The sequence below is a fragment of the Streptomyces hygroscopicus subsp. hygroscopicus genome (assembly GCF_030269125.1).
GTDB lineage: Bacteria > Actinomycetota > Actinomycetes > Streptomycetales > Streptomycetaceae > Streptomyces > Streptomyces hygroscopicus_C.
In genome coordinates this window covers 191,404-208,095 of the sequence record NZ_BSSM01000008.1, presented here as the reverse complement: position 1 = coordinate 208,095, position 16,692 = coordinate 191,404, and the positions used below count along the sequence as shown (strand labels likewise).

Below are 16,692 nucleotides of genomic sequence, written 5' to 3'. Positions count from 1 at the left end.
TATCGGATCAGATGCAGGTGGACCGTCATCGCGGGCTCCCCCGCGTGGCGTCGGGTTCGGGGCGGCGGTCGGAGGTAGGGCGCCGGGTCAGGCCGAGGACGAGTCCGGCCAGGGGGAGTGCCGCGAGCACGGCGAGGGCCACCGGCCCCGGCACGATGCCGGACAGACCCGCGACAGCGGCCGGACCGATCCCGCCACCCAAGGCGTTCATGAAGTTGAGCAGGCCCTGTGCGGTATGGCGGTCGTCCACGGCGACCAGGTCCGGCGCGAGGCTCACCAGTACGGCTTGGGCGCCGGCGAACCCGCACACGGTCAACGCCGTGCCGACGACAATCGGGACCGGCCCGGTGAAGATCGCGTCCACGAGCACGCCGACGACGGTGAGTGCCGCAAGCCCGGCCGACATCTGCCAGCCGGTGAACCGGTCGGTCAAGGTGCCGACCAGCCGCCCGGCCGGCACCGAGCAGGCGGCGGCCGGGACCAGGAGCACGCCGGCTTCCAGGGGGCCACCGCCCGTGGCCTGCTCGATCAGGGACGGGGCGCGGAACAGCACCCCGTAATAGCCGGCGAAGACGGTCCCGCCGATCAGCCCGGCCGCCAGGAAGCCGCGGGAGGCGATCACCCGCCGAGGCACGAACCCGTCGGGCGTGCTTCGCACGCGCCACCACAGCCCCACGGCGGCGAGCGCCCCGGCGACAGCCACGACGAGCGTGACCGGAGCGGGCAGGCCGACCGAGTGTGCCTGCAGCAACGTGATCAAGGAGCCGGCGAGTACCGACAGCACGGCCGCGCCGACGATATCGAGTCGCCCGGTCGAGCCGTTTCGCTCGCCGCTACCGCTCCGCGTCAGCGCGCGCCTACTCGGCAATGAGGCCGGCAGGAGGGGCAGCGCGAGGGCCGGGATCGCGAGCACGGCACGCCACCCGAGCCATGCGGTCACCGCCCCGCCCAACAGTGTCCCGCACCCCGACGCCGTCGCGCTGGCGGCCGCGATGATTCCCAGGGCGCGGATCCGTTGCCGCCCGGGAAGGGCGGTGGCCGCGGCAAAGACGGCGATCACGGTCGCGCCCGCCCCGGCGCCGCCGATCAGTCGGCCGACGATCACGACGAACAGTGTCGGCCCGGCTCCGGCGAGCACGGAGCCCGCGGCGAGCGCCACGACCCCGGCGACGAGGACCTGGAAGGGGCCCCAGCGGACCAGCAGCCGCCCCGCGACCGGCATCGCGAGCGCGGAGGTCAGCGACCACGCGGCGAGAATCCACGCGGTGGCCCCGAACGGCACCGCGAGTGCGCGGCCGATGGCCGGCAGGGCCACCGACGGCGCTCCCAGTGCCACGTACATCGGCAGCACCAGCATCCCCAAAGCCAGGCCCAGCCGACGCCCGTCCGGGGCGTCGGCTCGCTCCGGTGCCGGGGCCCCTCCGGACGGGGTCGTCTGCGGCGTCGTCCCCCGCCGAGTATGTTGTGACATGCGAAAGCTCCTTTGCGTGTAACGTTACGGAGCGGTGAGGAGACACGTCAAATGCGGGATGCGTATTACAGCCCCTTGGTGGTCCAGACGGCCGTCGACCTGGCCAACACCTTGAGGCCGGTCAAGGGAGAGGACGCTCTCGAGACCGTGGAGCAGCTCCGGGACTTCCTCGACGACCATCCCGCGGCCGCGCCTCCGGGTTCGGCCGCGAACCAAGGGACCGGTCCGCGACATCTCACCCTCGCCGACCTGGAGGAAGTCCGCGCGTTGCGCGAGACGGTGCGTGAGGTGCTCGAACGGGCCAACGCGGACGCGGTCGAAGCTGCGGCTCTGATCAACGACGGTCTGCGTCGCAGCCGCGCCACCCCGGTACTGCGCCACGAGGGCGACCGCTGGTGGACCGAGGTGACTTCCGACACCGACCGCTGCTCGGCGTACCTTGCCGCGACTACGCTCAGCGCACTGGCCGCCGTGATCGCCACGCTCGGTCCCGCTCGTCTCGGCGTATGTGCCGGGCCGACCTGCCGGGCCACCTTCGTGGACCTCTCGCGCAACGGCTCGAAGCAGTACTGCACACGAACCTGCTCACACCGGGCCAGCGTCGCGGCCTACCGGAGCCGTCGCAGCCCGCGTTGAGCGCCAGACCGGCGCCGGGGTTTCGTCCGAGCCTGCCTTCGGCGAACTCGTCCGGGCCTCCGAGGGCGTTCCTCGCGATGCGAGATGGCTTCGAAGACGGCCGCGAGCAGCGAGCGCAACTCGTGCGAGTGCTCGGGGCGTGGATGGGGATAGCGTCGTCCACGGGTCTGGCTCCCTTGATCGTGAAGGGTTCTGGACCAAGGCGCCGCTCGGCGGGTGACAGCCGCTGGGCGCCGCCGCCGTCTCACGGATCTCTCGCAGACACTGCGTGGGACGGTGCATTTGGGGCCTCTGACCTGGACTTTTTCGTTCCTGCTGGACTCACGTGGAACGCCTGGACGACCCGTAAACTAGGGGTATGGCCTACGAGATTCCGGTGACGCAAGCCAGGGCTGAGCTCGCCGACCTGATCAACCGGGTGGTGTACGGCGGCGAGCGCGTCGTCGTGACCCGGCACGGCAAGCCGCTGGCCGCACTGGTCTCGGCCGCCGACCTGGCGCGCCTGGACGCCCTCGACGCCGCCGACGAGCCCGGTGAGGAACAGATCGCCAGCTCCCTGTCCCACGTCCACGAGGTGCCCTCCGCGCCGCGCGAACGCCAGCGCTTCGGTATCGCGGCGGAGTACCGGGGGCCGGGCGTGTCCTGACCCGCCCCGACCCGCCCCTAGGCGGGTCACGCGGTCGTCGTCGGCTCCGTGCGGCGGTCATGGGCTGCCCAAAGGCTGGTTAACGTCGTTGAAACTCCGGCGAACTAGCCTGCGGATCCATGCCACCGGAGGGTTTTTGTGCCCCCCTTGAGCACGGTCGGTCCTCTTTCGTCCGTGTGTTACACCTGACTTCCGTCGCGGTGGCTGCGGCACCCGGACCCCGCACGGTCCGGAGCGAGGACTGTGAGGTGGGACGTGCAACTGACCCCGCACGAGCAAGAGCGGCTGTTGATCCATGTGGCGGCCGACGTGGCCGAGAAGCGCAGGGCCCGCGGCCTGCGGCTCAACCACCCCGAGGCGGTCGCCCTCATCACCTCGCACATCCTGGAGGGCGCGCGCGACGGCCGCACCGTCGCCGAACTGATGTCCAGCGGCCGCGAGATCCTCACCCGGGACGACGTCATGGACGGCGTCGCGGAGATGATCCACGACGTGCAGGTCGAGGCGACCTTCCCGGACGGCACCAAGCTCGTCACCGTGCACGAGCCGATCGTCTGAGGGGGCCCGCGATGATTCCCGGAGAGATCCTGTTCGCGGACGGCCCGGTGCGTGTCAACGAAGGACGCGACATCATCCGGCTCACCGTCCTCAACGCCGCCGACCGGCCCGTCCAGGTCGGCTCCCACTACCACTTCGCCGAGGCCAACCCCGGCCTGGAGTTCGACCGCGACGCCGCGCACGGCAGGCGCCTGAACGTCGCCGCCGGCACCGCCGTGCGCTTCGAGCCCGGCATCCCCGTCGACGTCGAACTCGTGCCCCTCGCCGGCGCCCGGATCGTGCCGGGGCTGCGCGGGCGGACCGGGGGTGCCCTCGATGCCTGAGATCTCCCGCGCCGCCTACGCCGACCTGTTCGGACCCACCACCGGCGACCGCATCCGGCTCGCCGACACCGATCTGCTGATCGAGATCGAGGAGGACCGCTCCGGCGGGCCCGGCCGCGCCGGGGACGAGGCGGTCTTCGGCGGCGGCAAGGTCATCCGCGAGTCCATGGGCCAGTCCCGGGCCACCCGGGCCGACGGCACGCCCGACACCGTGATCACCGGGGCCGTCGTGGTGGACCACTGGGGCATCGTCAAGGCCGATGTCGGCATCCGCGACGGCCGGATCACCGCCCTCGGCAAGGCCGGGAACCCCGACACCATGGACGGCGTCCACCCCGACCTGGTGATCGGCCCCGAGACCGAGATCATCGCGGGCAACGGGCGGATCCTCACGGCCGGTGCCATCGACGCGCACGTCCACTTCATCTGTCCCCGGATCGCCGACGAGGCCCTGGCCTCCGGCATCACCACCCTGGTCGGCGGCGGCACCGGACCCGCCGAGGGTTCCAAGGCGACCACCGTCACCCCCGGCCCCTGGCACCTGGCCCGGATGCTGGAGGCGATGGAGGCGTACCCGCTCAACATCGGCTTCCTCGGCAAGGGCAACACCGTCAGCCACGAGGCGATGCTCTCCCAGATCCGCGGCGGCGCCGTCGGCCTGAAGCTGCACGAGGACTGGGGCTCCACCCCCGCAGTCATCGACGCCGCGCTCACCGTCGCCGACCGCACCGGCATCCAGGTGGCCATCCACACCGACACGTTGAACGAGGCAGGGTTCGTCGACGACACCCTCGCCGCGATCGCGGGCCGGGGCATCCACTCGTACCACACCGAGGGCGCGGGCGGCGGGCACGCGCCCGACATCATGACCGTGGTCTCCCAGCCCCATGTGCTGCCCAGCTCCACCAACCCGACCCGGCCGTTCACCGTCAACACCGCCGAGGAACACCTCGACATGCTGATGGTCTGCCACCACCTCAACGCGGCCGTCCCCGAGGACCTGGCCTTCGCCGAGTCCCGGATCCGGCCCTCGACCATCGGCGCGGAGGACATCCTCCACGACCTCGGCGCGATCTCGATCATCTCCTCCGACTCCCAGGCCATGGGCCGCGTCGGCGAGGTGGTCCTGCGGACCTGGCAGACCGCCCACGTCATGAAGCGGCGGCGCGGCGCCCTGCCCGGCGACGGCCCGGCGGACAACCACCGGGTACGGCGCTACGTCGCCAAGTACACGATCAACCCGGCGCTCGCCCAGGGCCTCGCCACCGAGACCGGGTCCGTGGAGCCGGGGAAGCTCGCCGACCTGGTGCTGTGGGAACCCGCGTTCTTCGGTGTGAAGCCGCTCCTCGTGCTCAAGGGCGGCCAGATCGCCTACGCGCAGATGGGCGACGCCAACGCCTCCATCCCCACCCCGCAGCCGATCCTGCCCCGCCCGATGTACGGCGCGATCGGCCGCTCCCCGGCCGCCAACTCCGTCAACTTCGTCTCCGGCCTCGCCCTGGAGGACGGGCTGCCGGAGCGGCTCGGGCTCGGCAAGCGGTTCGTGGCGATCGACTCCACGCGCTCGGTGACGAAGGCCGACATGCGCGAGAACGACGCCCGGCCCGACGTCCGGATCGACCCCGACAGCTTCGCCGTGCACATCGACGGCGAGCTGGTCGAGGCGACCCCGGCCGCCGAACTGCCCATGGCCCAGCGCTACTTCCTCTTCTGACGGCACCGGCGATGACACGCGCGGCACTGCTCGTCCTGGCCGACGGCCGCTTCCCCGCCGGAGGGCACGCCCACTCCGGCGGGGCGGAGGCCGCGGTCAAGGCGGGGCGCATCACCGGCGCCGGGGACCTGGAGGACTTCTGCCGGGGCCGGCTGCACACGGCGGGGCTGGTCGCGGGGGCGCTCGCGGCGGCGGCCGTGCTCGGTGTGGACCCCCGGGAGCTGGACGCGGCGGCGGACGCCCGGACGCCGTCCCCGGCGCTGCGGCTCGCCGCCCGGAGGCTCGGCCGGCAGCTGCTGCGGGCCGCGCGGGCGAGCTGGCCGTGCGCGGAACTCGACCGGGTCGCGGGGTGGTTCCCCAAGGGGGCCCACCAACCCGTGGTGCTCGGACTCGCCGCGCGGGCGGCCGGGCTCGGGCCCTCGGACGCGGCGTACTGCGCGCTGTACGAGAGCGTCAGCGGACCGGCGACGGCGACCGTACGACTGCTCAGCCTCGACCCCTTCGACGCGACGGGGGTGCTGGCGCGGCTGGCGCCGGAGCTGGACGCGGTCGCGGAGTCGGCGGTGGGAGCGGCGGGGAGAGCGGCCGCGCGGGGGGTCGCCGCGCTGCCGGCGGCGTCCGGCCCGCTGCTGGAGATCATGGCCGAGGCCCACGCGTCATGGCCGGCCCGGCTGTTCGCGTCCTGATCTCCCCGCCCCGCAGCCGTCGGCCGACGAGCGCCCGTCCCGCACCACCCCTTTTGAACAAGCCCCCGGCCTCCAGGAGCCGTACATGCACCTCGACCACCTCCCCCACGGTCCCGCCGCCGTCAGCGCCGACGCGCACCGCCCGGACGGGACGCGCCGTGCCCTGCGCATCGGGCTCGGCGGGCCCGTCGGGTCCGGGAAGACCGCCACGGTCGCCGCGCTCTGCCGGGAGCTGCGGGACGAGCTGTCGCTCGCCGTCGTCACCAACGACATCTACACCCGTGAGGACGCCGAGTTCCTGCTGCGGGAGGCCGTGCTGCCGCCCGAGCGGATCACCGCCGTGGAGACGGGCGCCTGTCCGCACACCGCGATCCGGGACGACATCTCCGCCAACCTGGAGGCCGTCGAGGACCTGGAGGAGACCGTCGGCCCGCTGGATCTGATCCTGGTGGAGTCCGGCGGCGACAACCTCACCGCGACCTTCTCCAAGGGGCTGGTGGACGCCCAGATCTTCGTGATCGACGTGGCCGGCGGCGACGACATCCCGCGCAAGGGCGGCCCCGGCGTCACGACCGCCGACCTGCTGGTCGTCAACAAGACCGACCTCGCCCCCTACGTCGGCTCCGACCTCGCCCGGATGGCCGCCGACGCCAAGACCCAGCGGGCCGAGCTCCCCGTCGTCCTCCAGTCCCTGCGCGGCGGCAGCGGTGTCGCCGACGTCGCCGCCTGGGTCCGGGAACGGCTCGCCGCGTGGACGGCATGACCCTGGCCGGTGTCCGTGCGGACGCCCCGGGCCCGGCCACGGCCGGCGTCCGTGGGGATGCCCCCGGCACCGCCCTGACCGGCGCCCGTGCCGATCTGCCGGGCGGTGTCCGCGCCGACGCCCGGATCGTGGCCCGCGCCGACGGCCGCGGCGGTACCGCGCTGCCCGTGCTGGACGGCTCGGGGCCGCTGGCGCCGCGCCGCACACGGGGGAGCGGCGGGGAGGCCAGGGTGATGGTCGTCGGCGCGATGAGCGGCCCCCTCGGCGGTGACCGATTCACCCTGCACGCCCGGGTCGAGGAGGACGCCCGGCTGCACCTCGGCTCCTCCGCCGCCACCCTCGCCCTGCCGGGCCAGGCCCCGGGCGAGGCCCGCTACGACGTCCGGCTCGACGTGGCCGACGGCGCCGAACTGCGCTGGCTGCCCGAACAGTTGATCTCCGCCACCGGCAGCGACCTGCGGGTCACCACCCTGGCCGAACTCGCCGCAGGCGCCCGGCTGGTGCTCCGCGAGGAGCAGGTGCTCGGCCGCGCGGGGGAGACACCCGGCCTGCTCACCAGCCGCCTCACCCTGCGTGTCGCGGGCCGCACCGTCCTGGACCAGGAACTGTCCTGCGGTCCTGGCGCGCCGGGCGGCTGGGACGGCCCCGCCGCCCTCGCGGGCCACCGGGCGGTGGGCCAACTGCTGGTCGTCCGACCGGAGTTCGCCGAGCGGCCGCCGGGGGCGCGCATGCTGGGGGAGTGCGCCGCCCTGATGCCGCTGCCCGGCCCGGCCGCGCTGGTCACCGCGCTGGCCCCGGACGCGCTCCGGCTGCGCCGCGTGCTGGACGAAGCACGGGAGCTGCTCGGCTGAGGCAGGCCGGCCCACCGGGGCGGGCGTCAGGAAAGGGGTGCCCGGGGGAACCGGCGCTCCTTCCGGCCCGCGGCGGCCGGGGACTGCTCCGCCTTGGCGACGGCCGCGTACTGGTCGACGTACTCCTGCTCGGACAGGGCCAGGACGGCGTACATGATCTCGTCGGTGACGGCCCGCAGGACCGCCTTCTGCCGCTCCATGCCCGCATGGCGCGAGAAGTCGAGGGGCTTGCCGAAGCGGATGGTGACCGGGCGGATCCTCGGGATCACCTTGCCGGGTGGTTGGGCCTCGAAGGTGCCGATCATGGCGCAGGGAACCACCTCGACGCCCGCCGTCAGCGCCATCACGGCCACTCCGACCTTCCCCTTGTACAGCCGGCCGTCGTGCGAGCGCGTCCCCTCCGGGTAGATGCCGAGCAGCTCCCCCCGGCGCAGCACGCCGAGGCCCTCGCGGATCGCGGCCCGGCCGGCCTCCTGACCCGAGCGGTCCACGGGGATCTGGCCGGCGCTGCGGAAGAAGAACGCGGTGAGCCGGCCCTTGAGGCCGGGCCCGGTGAAGTACTCCGCCTTGGCGAGGAAGGTGATGCGGCGCCTGAGGATCGCGGGCATCAGGAAGTGGTCGGAGAAGGAGAGATGGTTCCCGGCGACGATCGCCGGGCCCGTCGCCGGCACGTTCTCCAGGCCCTCGACGCGGGGCCGGAAGGCCAGTCTGAGCAGGGGACCCAGCAGCACGTACTTGAGCAGGTAGTAGAACAAGGGGTCGCTCCTCACTCCGGCGGCGCGGCTCGGCCGCGAGGACAGCGTGCTGCCACTCGCCCCCGAGGACAACCGGGCCAGGCGCCTTCGGGGGAGCGGCTCGGGCCGGCCGGCGCGACCGCCCCGCCTACGGCCGCCCGGCGCCGACGCCCTGCGGACGCGCGGGGCGCATCCGGGGTATGAGGGCCGGGACGCGGTCCCGGTACGCGTCGTACGCGGGTCCGAACGCGCCTGCCATGAGAGCGTCCTCGATGCGGACCCGGCGCGGCAGCCAGGGGATCGAGACGGCCAGGAAGGCGGTCAGGACACCGAAGCCGCAGGCCGGCGTCGCGCCGGTGGGCAGGCCGAGGACGCCGGTGCAGATGGGGTGGCGGACCAGCCCGTACGGGCCGCCGGTGCGCAGCTCGTGGTGCTGCTGGACCGAGGGGACGCTGTCCCACATCGCGCCCAGTACCCAGCGGGACCAGAGCAGCAGGGCCGTGGACGCCACGGCGAGCAGGGCGCCGAGCAGCGCCGGTACGGGCTGCCAGAACCGCAGATGCTCCCAGAACCCCCGGGTGTGCCGCACCGCCAGGAGGAACACGGCCACGCCCGCGATCAGTCCGATCCGGCGGGCCGCGGAGGTCCGTGACGCACGGAGCTGGCCGCGGACGCCACCGTGGCTCCTGATGCCGAAGTGGACCGCGCCGAGCGACCAGGCGACGGCGACGACCAGAAAACAGGCACTGGTGAGGACGGCGAGTGCCGGACGCAGCGAGTTCATGCCTCAAGGCTGCGTCCGGCCCCCCACCGTTCACCAGCACCCATGGGTCGATGGAGGGATCTCCACCCAGGGATGGAGATCCCCCGCCCGAGCCTCAGCCCAGCACCCGCTCCAGCGTGCCGAGCGCGGAGCGCAGTTCCTCCGCCGTGATCGTCAGCGGCGGTGCGAGGCGGATCGTGGAGCCATGGGTGTCCTTGGCCAGGACCCCCTGCCGCATCAGGCGCTCGCTGATCTCGCGCCCGGTGCCGATCGCCGGGTCGATGTCGACGCCCGCCCACAGTCCCCGGGCGCGGAAGCCGAGCACGCCCCTGCCCACCAGCTCGGTCAGCCCGTCCCGCAGGATCACGCCCAGCTCGGCGGCCCGCTGCTGGAACTCACCGGTCTCCAGCAGCTCGATCACCGCGATGCCGACCGCCGCCGCGAGCGGGTTGCCACCGAACGTCGAGCCGTGCTCGCCCGGGTGCAGGACGCTCATCACCTCGCGCCGGGCTACCACCGCCGACACCGGCACGATGCCGCCGCCGAGCGCCTTGCCGAGCAGCAGCACGTCCGGCACCACGGCCTCGTGCTCGACGGCGAGCGTACGGCCCGTACGGCCGAGGCCCGACTGGATCTCGTCCGCGATGAACAGGCAGCCCTTGCGCCGGGTCAGCTCGCGCACGCCCGTCAGGTAGCCGTCGTCCGGGATGACCACCCCGGCCTCGCCCTGGATGGGCTCGATCAGCACCGCCGCCGTGTTCTCGTCGACGGCCTCCTCCAGCGCGGCCATGTCGTTGTACGGCACGATCGTGAAGCCGGGCGTGAACGGGCCGAAGCCCGCCCGTGCCGTCTCGTCGGTGGAGAAGCTCACGATCGTCGTCGTACGGCCGTGGAAGTTGTCCGCCGCGACCACGATCGTGGCCTGGTCGGCGGGTACGCCCTTGACGTCGTACGCCCACTTGCGGGCCACCTTGATGCCGCTCTCCACCGCCTCGGCACCGGTGTTCATCGGCAGCACCATGTCCAGGCCGGTCAGGGCCGCGAGCCGCTCGGCGAACTCCGCCAGCCGGTCGTTGTGGAACGCGCGGGAGGTGAGGGTGAGCTGGTCCAGCTGGCGGTGGGCGGCCTCGATCAGGGCCGGGTGCCGGTGGCCGAAGTTGAGCGCCGAGTACCCGGAGAGCATGTCCAGGTAGCGACGGCCCTCGACGTCCTCCACCCAGGCGCCCTCGGCCCGTGCCACGACCACCGGCAGCGGGTGGTAGTTGTGCGCCAGGACCGGCTCCTCCGCACGGATCAGGTCGTCGGACGTACGGGTGCGCGCGGGTGCGGTCATCAGCGGATCTCCTGGGTGCAGCACTTGATGCCACCGCCGGCCTTGTGGAACTCCGACAGGTCGACGGGGACGGGAACGTAACCATGGCCGGCGAGGCGCTCGGACAGCGCCTCCGCCTGGGGCGCGATGAACACGTGCCGGCCGTCGGACACCGAGTTCAGGCCCCAGGCCATCGCGTCCTCGCGGGTGGCCTCCACCGCGTCCGGGAACAGGCGCCGCAGCACCTCGCGGCTGCCCGGCGAGAACGCCTCCGGGTAGTAGCAGACGTTGGCGTCGTCCAGCACGAACAGCGCCGTGTCCAGATGGTAGAAGTACGGATCCACCAGTGTCAGGCCGATCACCGGGTGCCCCAGGAACTCCTGCGCTTCACGATGGGCCTCCCGGGTGGTGCGGAACCCGGTGCCGGCCAGGACGTACCGGCCCGTCCACACCAGGTCGCCCTCGCCCTCGGACACCGCCTCGGGGCGGTACACGGTGTATCCCGCCGCCTTGAACCAGGTGTCGTAGTGCAGCGACTCGGGGCGCCGCTCCGGGGCGTGGAACAGGGAGCCGAAGACCCGGCCGCCGACCACGCACGCCGCGTTGGCCGCGAACACCATGTCCGGCAGGCCCGGCACCGGCTCGACGGCGTCGACGGTGTGGCCGTGGGCGCGGTAGGTGCGGATCAGCTCCTGCCACTGCTCCCGCGCGAGATCCACGTCAACCGGCCGGTCGGGGTTCATCCAGGGGTTGATCGCGTACTGCACCGCGAAGTGTCTGGGTTCACAGACGAGGAAGCGCCGAGGGCGCGATTCACGGCTGTCGGACACAGAGGGTTCCCTCCGGTTTCCGTCTGTCACTGTTGGATGACACCACGGTAGGAAGGAACGAGGACGCCCGACAAGCGCAGAAAGCTGCGTGGACCTGCAACATCGCTGCGTTGTCGGCCGCGCTCACGCAGCCCTGCTGCGCATACTTCTGATCATCAGCCGCAGACCGTCCCCGGTCATTCGGGGGCCGCCTGGGTGGCGCCCGCCTCCGGGCTGTCGGGGAGGAGGTGCGAGAGCACCATCACGCTGATCGTCTTGCGGATGAAGGGCACGGTGCGGATCCGCTCCAGCACCTCCTCGAAGTGGTCCACGTCCCGCGCCCGTACGTGCAGCAGCGCGTCCGCGCCGCCGGTCACCGTCATGGCCGCCGTGATCTCCGGATGGTTGCGGACGACCTCCGCGAGGCGCCGGGGCGGGGCCGCGCCCTCGCAGTAGACCTCGACGTAGGCTTCCGTGCGCCAGCCGAGCGCCGAGGGTTCCACCGTCGCGGTGAACCCGGTGATCACCCCGGTCTCGCGCAGCCGGTCCACGCGCCGCTTGACCGCCGTCGCGGACAGCCCGATCGCCGCGCCGATCTCGGCGAAGCTGGTCCTGGCGTTCGCCATCAGCGCGGTGATGATCTTGCGGTCGAGTTCGTCGAAGGACGCGGTCCTGCTGCTCATGCGGGCACTGTAATCAGCGAGGGCCGACCAGGACGCCGGGGGCGGCTACGACCGGGTGACGGCCGTGACGAGGGTCAGCAGGCCCGGCACCGCCCCGCCGGACCGGAGCCGGCCGTCGCCGCCGAGCGTCACCGTGTGGGCGGTCACGGCGACGAGGGTGCTCGCCGTGAGCGCGTCCATCACCCGGACGGAGCCGTCGGCGAAACGGTGCGGGGGACCCTTCCGGGGACCCGGCAACGCGACACCCTCCTCATGGGTCCCCCATGGTGCCCCGGGCACCGCCCCGCAGGGGATGCCCCGGACTCAGCCCTGACGCGCGTTCAGCGACGCCAGGTAGGCGTTGTACGCCGCCAGCTCCTGGTCGCCGTCCCGGTCCGCCTGCCGGTCCTTGCGCTTGGCCTGCCGCTGCTCGGAGCCGTGCCACTGGAACAGCAGCGCGATCAGCACCAGCACGGACGGGACCTCGCTGAACGCCCAGGCGATGCCGCCGGCGTTGTTCTGGTCGGAGAGGGCGTCGATGCCGAGCGAGGCGGGCGGGTGCAGGAAGGTGGTGACCATCGGCGTCGACGCCATCATCAGCGCGATGCCGAAGAACGCGTGGAACGGCATGCCCGCGAACAGCTCCAGCATCCGCATCAGGTGACCGGGCCGGTGCGGACCCGGGTCCACGCCGATGATCGGCCAGAAGAAGACGACACCGACCGCGAGGAAGTGCACCATCATCGCGATGTGCCCGGTCTTCGAGCCCATCAGGAAGTCGAACAGCGGGGTGAAGTACAGCACGTACAGGCTCGCGATGAACATCGGGATGGTGAACAGCGGGTGGGTGATGACCCGCATGTACCGGCTGTGCAGCAGCATCAGCAGCAGCTCGCGCGGGCCCTTGCGGCCCCGACCCGCGGTCGGCAGCGCGCGCAGCGCCAGGGTGACCGGGGCGCCGAGCAGGATCAGGATGGGCGACAGCATGCTGATCACCATGTGCTGCACCATGTGCACGCTGAACATGACCATCCCGTAGTCGTTCAGCCTGGTGCACATCACCAGCATGATGGTCAGCACGCCGAGGACGTACGACACGGTGCGGGCGACCGGCCACGCGTCGCCGCGCCGTCGCAGTCGTACGACCCCCCACGCGTACAGGCCCAGCCCGAGCAGGCAGGTGACGAGGAAGAAGGGTTCGGCCGAGAACTGGAGTCCGCGCCCCAGCGTGAACGGCGGCAGATCCATCACCATGCCGTGTCCGCTGTGATCCATGTGTCCCATGTGATCCATGCGGCGGCTCCTGATTCATGGGGGTTGTGCGATTCTGTCCGCCCACCAGAGTAGAGCCGCCCCCGATCATGCCGATGACCGGGGGCGGGTAGTTCAGAGGTGGACTACAGCACGCACTCCGCCTCGTCGTACCGCTCCACCGGAACCGTCTTCAGCGTCTCCACGGCCTCGGCCAGCGACACCATCACGATGTCGGTGCCGCGCAGCGCCGTCATCATCCCGAACTCGCCCCGGTGCACCGCCTCCACGGCGTGCCAGCCGAAGCGGGTGGCCAGCACCCTGTCGTAGGCGGTCGGCGTGCCGCCGCGCTGCACATGCCCGAGGATGACCGGCCGGGCCTCCTTGCCGAGCCGCTGCTCCAGCTCGATCGACAGCTGGCGGGCGACGCCGGCGAAGCGCTCGTGGCCGTAGACGTCCTTGCCGCCCTCGTCGAACTCCATGGAGCCGGCGCGGGGCTTGGCGCCCTCGGCGGCGACCACGATGGCGAAGCGCTTGCCCGCCGCGAACCGCGCGCCGACCTTGCGGGCCAACTCCTCGATGTCGAAGGGCCGTTCCGGTACGACGACGGCGTGAGCGCCGGCCGCCATGCCGGAGTGCAGGGCGATCCAGCCGGTGTGCCGGCCCATGACCTCCACGATCAGCACCCGCTGGTGGGACTCGGCGGTGGTCTTCAGCCGGTCCAGCGCCTCGGTCGCCACGGTCACGGCGGTGTCGAAGCCGAAGGTGACATCGGTGACAGCGATGTCATTGTCGATCGTCTTGGGCACGCCCACGATGGGCAGTCCGTTGTCCGACAGCAGCCGGGCCGCCTTGAGGGTGCCCTCGCCGCCGATCGGGATGATCGCGTCCAGGCCCAGCTCCGCGACATGGCCCCTGGCCCGCTCGACGCCGTCGCGCAGGTGCTCGGGACGGACCCGGGAGGAGCCGAGGATGGTGCCGCCGAGGGCCAGGATGCCGCCGACCGCGTCGAGGTCGAGCTTCACGGAGTCGCACTCCAGGAGGCCCTTCCAGCCGTCCCGGAAACCGATGACCTCGTCGCCGTGGTCGGCGACCGCACGGTGCACGACGGACCGGATGACGGCGTTCAGGCCGGGGCAGTCGCCGCCGGACGTGAGGACACCAATGCGCATAGCCCGAATTACCTTCTCGACGTGGGCCGGGAGACCGGACCACGTTGTCCGGCGGATTCCCGGCCACCCTACCGGCGTGAGGGGGTGGCTCCGTAGCGGGCGTCCGCCTGCTGGACGCGCCCGCCCAGATGAGCGGACGAGCCGTCAGGCGGGCCCGCCACGAGCCTGCCGATACGCGCTGAGAAGCCCCTGACGCGGCGCTTACGCGGGCTGCTGCGCGGCGGCGATCCGCTCCTCGCGCAGCGCGTCGTACCACCGGTCGTCGATCGGCGGCAGCGCGTTGACGTCGAGCGCCAGCTTCAGCAGCAGGTCGGCGATCAGCGGGTTGCGGGCGAGGACCGGCCCGTGCATGTACGTGCCGAAGACGGTCCCGTTGTACGCGCCCTCCGTGCCGTCCCCGGTGCCGTTGCCCTTGCCGATCCGGGTCCGGGCGAAGGGGCGTGCGGTCGGGCCGAGGTGGGTGACGCCCTGGTGGTTCTCGAAGCCGGTCAGCGGGGGCAGGCCGAGCTGCGGGTCGATGTCGCCGAGCACGTCGCCGACGCACCGCTCGCCCTCGCCGCGCACCGAGACCACGTCGAGCAGGCCGAGGCCCGGCTCGCGCTGGCCGAGGTCGTTGATGAACTCGTGGCCGAGGATCTGGTAGCCGGCGCAGACGGAGAAGACGATGGCGCCGTTCTGCACCGCCCGCTGCAGATGGCCGTCACGGCGCAGCCGCTCGGCCGCCAGCCGCTGCGGACGGTCCTCGCCGCCGCCGATCAGGTAGATGTCGCCGGAGGTAGGCACCGGCTGGTCGCTGCGCACGTCGAGCCGGGCCACGTCGAGGCCGCGCTGCCGGGCCCGGCGCTCCACGACGAGCGCGTTGCCCTGGTCGCCGTAGGTGCTCAGCAGGTCCGGGTAGATCCACACCAGCCGCAGTTGGTTGTCGCTCATGAGGTGATCGCCCTTCGAAGATCAGTTGCCGACGCGGCGGCGCAGGTCCTGGAACGCGGTGTAGTTCGCGATGACCTCGATCCGTCCGGGCGGGCACAGCTGCACGGCCTGGTCGAGGTTCTCGCAGACCTGGAAGTGCTGGTTCGCGACCTCCAGGCGCACGGCGAGGTCCAGCTTCCGGTCGCCGAGCACGAAGATCGGGTGACCGGTGAGCCGGGTGTAGTCGACGTCCCACAGCCAGGAGGTGTCGGTGCCGTCGGCTCCGCGGGCGTTCACGGAGAGGATCACCGGGGCCGGCGGCGGGTCGATCAGGGAGAAGGTCTCCAGCCAGCCGGCCGGGTTCTTCGCCAGCAGCAGGCGCAGGTCGCGGTTCTGGAACTGCACGACGTCGTACCGGCCGGCGACCGCCTGCACCTGGTACATCCGCTCCAGGGCGACCTGCGGCGGCACCCCGAAGACGGCGGCGACGGCCGCGGAGCTGGCCGCGTTGGCCTTGTTGGCGCGGCCCGGCAGCTGGAGGTGGATCGGCCAGGCGGAGCCGTGCGGGTCGAGGACGTGGTCCCCGGACAGCGCCCAGGTGGGCGTGGGCCGGCGGAAGCCGCACTCGCCGCAGTACCAGTCGTCGCCGGGGCGCTGCATCACGCCGCCGCAGGACGGGCAGGACCAGGCGTCGTCCTTCCACATCTGCCCGGCCGCGACCCAGACCACGTTCGGCGACGAGGAGGCGGCCCACACCACCAGCGGGTCGTCGCAGTTGGCGACGACGACCGCCTTGGAGCCGGCCAGGCCCTCGCGCCAGTTCTCGGCGAGCATCCGGGTCTCGGCGGCGCGGTCGAGCTGGTCGCGGGAGAGGTTGAGCAGCGCGATGCACTTCGGGTCGGTGTCCCGGGCCACTCCGGCCAGGTACTTCTCGTCGACCTCTATGACGCCGTACTTGGCCTCGGAGCCGCCCGCGAGGGCGGAGGTGATGCCGGCCGGCATGTTGGCGCCGAGCGCGTTCGAGACGACCGGGCCCGCGGCGCGCAGCGCCTCCGCGATGAGCCGGGTGGTGGTGGTCTTGCCGTTGGTGGCGGACACCAGGACGACGTCCAGGTTCTGGGCGAGCCGCGCCAGGAGGTCGGGGTCCAGTCTCAGCGCGACCCGGCCCCCGATCACCGACCCGCTGCCCCGTCCGGCGGCCCGCGATGCCGCCGCGACCGCCTTGCCCGCGGTCACGGCCAGCTTGGCCCGCGGCGTGAGCGGGTCCGAGTTGCCTGCCATCAGTTCTCGATCCTCCTTGCGTACGCGCCGCGCCTGGGGCCATCCGGCAACGTGGTGTGAACCCTCAGCCTATCGAGATCCATTCCCACACCCGAATTCCGGTCCGCACCCAGGGCGGCGGGCATGGGCTGAACGAACCGTACCCTTGCCG

General features: G+C 72.4%; 19 protein-coding genes. 8 read left to right on the top strand and 11 right to left on the bottom strand.

What is annotated here, in order from left to right:
* Window positions 1-25: 25 nt before the first annotated feature.
* Window positions 26-1,471 (bottom strand): MFS transporter, encoded by a 1,446-nt coding sequence (locus QSK45_RS19620; RefSeq protein WP_285558605.1) that lies wholly within the window; start codon window positions 1,469-1,471, stop codon window positions 26-28.
* A gap of 51 nt (window positions 1,472-1,522) precedes the next feature.
* On the opposite strand from QSK45_RS19620, the gene QSK45_RS19615 reads away from it, so the two are divergent.
* The 8 genes from QSK45_RS19615 to QSK45_RS19580 all read left to right on the top strand — a co-directional run bounded on the left by QSK45_RS19615 (window position 1,523) and on the right by QSK45_RS19580 (window position 7,648).
* Window positions 1,523-2,107, top strand: a complete 585-nt coding sequence (locus tag QSK45_RS19615) for a CGNR zinc finger domain-containing protein (protein ID WP_285558603.1) — start codon at window positions 1,523-1,525, stop codon at window positions 2,105-2,107.
* 358 nt (window positions 2,108-2,465) lie between these two features.
* Window positions 2,466-2,753: a type II toxin-antitoxin system Phd/YefM family antitoxin gene (locus QSK45_RS19610; protein ID WP_285558601.1), complete on the top strand. Its 288-nt coding sequence runs from the start codon at window positions 2,466-2,468 to the stop codon at window positions 2,751-2,753.
* 255 nt (window positions 2,754-3,008) lie between these two features.
* A complete protein-coding gene (locus QSK45_RS19605) occupies window positions 3,009-3,311 on the top strand; it encodes an urease subunit gamma (protein WP_285558599.1) in 303 nt (100 codons plus the stop codon).
* 11 nt (window positions 3,312-3,322) lie between these two features.
* Entirely contained in the window at window positions 3,323-3,634 is a 312-nt protein-coding gene (locus tag QSK45_RS19600) for an urease subunit beta (RefSeq protein WP_285558597.1), read from the top strand.
* Window positions 3,627-5,348, top strand: a complete 1,722-nt coding sequence (locus QSK45_RS19595) for an urease subunit alpha (RefSeq protein ID WP_285558595.1) — start codon at window positions 3,627-3,629, stop codon at window positions 5,346-5,348. The genes QSK45_RS19600 and QSK45_RS19595 overlap by 8 nt, the downstream gene beginning before the upstream one ends.
* An 11-nt stretch (window positions 5,349-5,359) precedes the next feature.
* On the top strand, window positions 5,360-6,034 hold the full coding sequence (locus QSK45_RS19590; RefSeq protein ID WP_285558593.1) for an urease accessory protein UreF: 675 nt from the start codon (window positions 5,360-5,362) through the stop codon (window positions 6,032-6,034).
* 85 nt (window positions 6,035-6,119) lie between these two features.
* Window positions 6,120-6,797: an urease accessory protein UreG gene (gene ureG / locus QSK45_RS19585; protein ID WP_285558592.1), complete on the top strand. Its 678-nt coding sequence runs from the start codon at window positions 6,120-6,122 to the stop codon at window positions 6,795-6,797.
* The gene (locus QSK45_RS19580; RefSeq protein WP_490993591.1) at window positions 6,794-7,648 is read left to right on the top strand and encodes an urease accessory protein UreD; all 855 of its coding nucleotides are present in this window, start codon (window positions 6,794-6,796) and stop codon (window positions 7,646-7,648) included. The genes ureG and QSK45_RS19580 overlap by 4 nt, the downstream gene beginning before the upstream one ends.
* A 26-nt stretch (window positions 7,649-7,674) precedes the next feature.
* Here QSK45_RS19580 and QSK45_RS19575 read toward each other — a convergent pair whose 3' ends face one another.
* The 10 genes from QSK45_RS19575 to QSK45_RS19530 form a co-directional block, all read right to left on the bottom strand.
* On the bottom strand, window positions 7,675-8,403 hold the full coding sequence (locus QSK45_RS19575) for a lysophospholipid acyltransferase family protein (RefSeq protein WP_285558588.1): 729 nt from the start codon (window positions 8,401-8,403) through the stop codon (window positions 7,675-7,677).
* A 127-nt stretch (window positions 8,404-8,530) separates the two neighbouring features.
* Entirely contained in the window at window positions 8,531-9,166 is a 636-nt protein-coding gene (locus tag QSK45_RS19570; RefSeq protein WP_285558587.1) for a methyltransferase family protein, read from the bottom strand.
* 94 nt (window positions 9,167-9,260) lie between these two features.
* Entirely contained in the window at window positions 9,261-10,478 is a 1,218-nt protein-coding gene (gene rocD, locus QSK45_RS19565; protein WP_285558586.1) for an ornithine--oxo-acid transaminase, read from the bottom strand.
* Window positions 10,478-11,287, bottom strand: coding sequence for a dimethylargininase (gene ddaH, locus QSK45_RS19560; protein WP_285558584.1), 810 nt, complete (start codon window positions 11,285-11,287; stop codon window positions 10,478-10,480). Before ddaH ends, rocD begins: the two co-directional genes overlap by 1 nt.
* 176 nt (window positions 11,288-11,463) lie before the next feature.
* Window positions 11,464-11,949, bottom strand: coding sequence for an Lrp/AsnC family transcriptional regulator (locus tag QSK45_RS19555; RefSeq protein ID WP_285558583.1), 486 nt, complete (start codon window positions 11,947-11,949; stop codon window positions 11,464-11,466).
* Between the two features lie 45 nt (window positions 11,950-11,994).
* Window positions 11,995-12,186 carry a hypothetical protein gene (locus QSK45_RS19550; protein WP_285558582.1) on the bottom strand — a complete coding sequence of 64 codons (192 nt, stop codon included), beginning with the start codon at window positions 12,184-12,186 and terminating at the stop codon, window positions 11,995-11,997.
* A gap of 66 nt (window positions 12,187-12,252) precedes the next feature.
* Window positions 12,253-13,203: a cytochrome c oxidase assembly protein gene (locus QSK45_RS19545; RefSeq protein ID WP_285558880.1), complete on the bottom strand. Its 951-nt coding sequence runs from the start codon at window positions 13,201-13,203 to the stop codon at window positions 12,253-12,255.
* A gap of 122 nt (window positions 13,204-13,325) precedes the next feature.
* Entirely contained in the window at window positions 13,326-14,351 is a 1,026-nt protein-coding gene (locus QSK45_RS19540) for a 6-phosphofructokinase (protein WP_285558580.1), read from the bottom strand.
* Between the two features lie 201 nt (window positions 14,352-14,552).
* The gene (locus QSK45_RS19535) at window positions 14,553-15,281 is read right to left on the bottom strand and encodes a type 1 glutamine amidotransferase (RefSeq protein ID WP_285558578.1); all 729 of its coding nucleotides are present in this window, start codon (window positions 15,279-15,281) and stop codon (window positions 14,553-14,555) included.
* Between the two features lie 21 nt (window positions 15,282-15,302).
* Window positions 15,303-16,541 (bottom strand): MurT ligase domain-containing protein, encoded by a 1,239-nt coding sequence (locus tag QSK45_RS19530; RefSeq protein ID WP_285558577.1) that lies wholly within the window; start codon window positions 16,539-16,541, stop codon window positions 15,303-15,305.
* Window positions 16,542-16,692: the final 151 nt, after the last annotated feature.